3 protein-coding genes are annotated in these 2,792 nt (G+C 67.2%); all 3 read right to left on the bottom strand.

What is annotated here, in order from left to right:
* On the bottom strand, positions 1-929 hold a 929-nt coding region (locus Q0S16_RS04405), incomplete at its 3' end, for a metallophosphoesterase (RefSeq protein WP_295845480.1).
* A gap of 54 nt (positions 930-983) precedes the next feature.
* Positions 984-1,415, bottom strand: a complete 432-nt coding sequence (locus Q0S16_RS04400; RefSeq protein ID WP_295845478.1) for a heme-binding protein — start codon at positions 1,413-1,415, stop codon at positions 984-986.
* Positions 1,416-1,445: 30 nt separating this feature from the next.
* The coding region (locus Q0S16_RS04395; protein WP_295845476.1) for a 4Fe-4S dicluster domain-containing protein at positions 1,446-2,792 on the bottom strand (1,347 nt) is incomplete at its 5' end.

The raw sequence follows: 2,792 nt of genomic DNA, 5'->3' as shown, positions 1-2,792 counted from the left end.
CGCAAATGATGCAGGGTAATTTCCGGCGGGCAGTTCAGCCGCACCGGCAGCAGGCTGGTGCCGACGCCGACGGAGGTGTAGCCCTGCAAAGTCTGGTAGCGCCAGGCACCGGCGCCCATGCGGCGCGGCAAGGCCGCTTCCAGCTTGATGGCGATCCCGCCCGGCAGGCAGAGCTGGCCGCCATGGGTGTGCCCGCTCAGCATCAGGTCGAATCCGCAGCCGGCGGCCTCGTCGTAGGTTTCCGGCGTGTGCGACAACAGCATCGAAAATGCATCCGGCGGAATCGATGTGGCAGCCCTGGCGATATCGTCGGCGCGGTAGAAGTGGGGATCGTCGACGCCGGCGAGATGGATCCGGTCGTCGCCGCGCTGGATGGTTTCGCATTCATTGAACAGCATCCGGATGCCCATCGCTTCCAGCCGCGGCGTCATGCGAATGCTGTCATGATTGCCGAGCACGCCATAGATCGGCGACCGCAAATGCGAGCGCAGTTGCTCCATGCCGACCAGACTGGTCTCGAACGGCCCGAAGGTTCGACCGCGATAGTCGCCGGTAAGGACGCAGATATCATAATCCAGCGCCCCCACGATGCCGCGGAGGTGCTGCATGGCGCCTTCGCTGATATCGACGTGAAGGTCGCTGAGTTGCAGGATGGTAAAGCCGTCGAACGACGCCGGCAGCCGGGCTGATGCCACATTGTTGTGACGGATCACGACATGATCGGCATGGCGACGGGCGCGGCCGTAGAGGCCGCTCATGACCAGCGCGGCCTTGATGATGGACGGCGCCGTCAGCCAGTTTTCAAGATTGAAGAAAATGAGGCCCTGGCCGAACAGCTGGGCCTCATGATCGGTCTCGATCGTCAGTCGCTTGTCGACATGGGCGTGGCCGATCCGGTCCTTGAGCTGTTGTAGCTCGTCACTCGGCATCAGACGCATGCTTCCGGTCGCGGTCGCCTCGCGGCGCGAAATGCGGAGTCCGTTTCAGCCCGCATTGGCCTTGAGACCGGCGGCTTCGATGCCGGCGACGGCGCAGATCTCGTCATTGTCGGAGGTGTCGCCGGAGATTCCGACCGCGCCGAGCAGGGCGCCCGCGGCATCGTGGATCAGCACGCCGCCGGGTACCGGGATCATCGCGCCCTTGGTCATGGTGCTGACCGCGTCGACGAAATAAGGCTGCTCCTGGGCGCGCTGGAAGATCGCGCGCGAGCCGATGCCCAGCGCCAGCGCGCCATAGGCCTTGCCGAAGGCGATCTCGCCGCGCATCAGGCTGGTGCCGTCCTGCGCCAGCGAGGCCTTCACGCAGCCGCGCGCGTCGAGCACCGTGATGGCCATCGGCTTGAGCTTCTTCTCGACCACCTTGGCGAGGGCGGCATCGAGAATTTTTCGCGCGATGTCGAGGGTGAGGTCGGTCATAGACGAAGTCCTTTGTCAGTTGGCGACAACCTAGTGGCGCGTATCGGGGCTGTCGAGGCTCATCGCCAGCACGCGGGCCACATGCAGCGCCTGGCGCGACGCGCCGTCGGCGATCTGGTGCCGGCACGAGGTGCCGTCGGCGACGATCAGCGTCGCGGCGTCCGCCCGGCGTACCGCCGGCAGCAGCGCGGCTTCGGCCATCTGCATCGACACCTCATAGGTCTCGGCGCCGTAGCCGAACGCGCCGGCCATGCCGCAGCAGCTGGTCTCGATCGTCTCCACCGCGAGGTCGGGGATCAGCCGCAGCACCTTCTCGACCGGCTTGAACGCGCCGAAGGATTTCTGGTGGCAGTGGCCATGCAGCAGTGCCTTGTCGGCAACGCGCTTGAGCGGCAGTCGCAGCCGCCCGGCCTCGGCCTCGCGGACCAGGAACTCCTCGAACAACAGCGCCTGCGCACTGACGCCTTTGGCATCATCATCCGCGCGCAGCGACAGTAATTCGTCGCGCAGGGTCAGCAGGCAGCTCGGCTCGAGGCCGACGATCGGCACGCCGCGGGCGGCGAACGGCGCATAGGTCGCGACCACGCGACCCAGCTCCGTGCGCGCCTGCTCGACCAGCCCGGCCGCGAGAAAGGTGCGGCCACAGCACAGTGCGCGGCCGCGGTCCGCCGGAACAGGCAGATGCACGCGGTAGCCGCCAGCGACCAGCACCCGCAGCGCGGCGTCGAGATTTTCGCGCTCATAGGCGCGGTTGAAGGTGTCGGCGAACAGCACGACCTCCGGACCATCGGCGGGGCCGACCGACTCTACGTCGGAACGGAACACGTCGCGGCGCCACACCGGCAGATCGCGCTTGGCGCTGATGCCGGCATAGCGCTCCAGCAGCCGGCGCAACAGCGGGCTCCTGTTGCGCCAATTGGCGAGTGGTGCCGCGCGCGCGGCCCAGGCGGCATAATGCGGCAGGTAGCCGACCAGGCGGTCGCGCCAGGACAGGCCATGTCTGGCGACGCGGGCCGCCAGCACCTCGATCTTCATCTTGGCCATGTCGACCCCGGTCGGGCATTCGTGGCGGCAGGCCTTGCAGGAGACGCAGAGGCTCATGGTATCGGCCATCGCGTCCGAGGTCAGCGCATCCGGCCCGAGCTGGCCGGAGATCGCCAGCCGCAGCGTGTTGGCGCGGCCTCGCGTGACATCCTTCTCGTCGCGGGTGGCGCGGTAGCTCGGGCACATCACCTCGGCGTCGAACCCCCGGCAGGTGCCGTTGTTGTTGCACATCTCCGTCCCCCCCAGCAGGCCGCCGGGGTGGTCGGACCAATCCAGTTTTGGCGCAAACGGCAGCGGGGCGTAGCCAGGCGGGGTGCGAAACAGGGAAGAATC

Source organism: Tardiphaga sp., from assembly GCF_025356345.1.
Taxonomy (GTDB): domain Bacteria; phylum Pseudomonadota; class Alphaproteobacteria; order Rhizobiales; family Xanthobacteraceae; genus Tardiphaga.
This window is presented reverse-complemented; position numbering and strand designations above follow the sequence as displayed.

Bases quoted from the DNA above. Each gene is read 5' to 3' on its own strand.
- Q0S16_RS04400 (WP_295845478.1), bottom strand. From the start codon at position 1,415: ATGACCGACCTCACCCTCGACATCGCGCGAAAAATTCTCGATGCCGCC.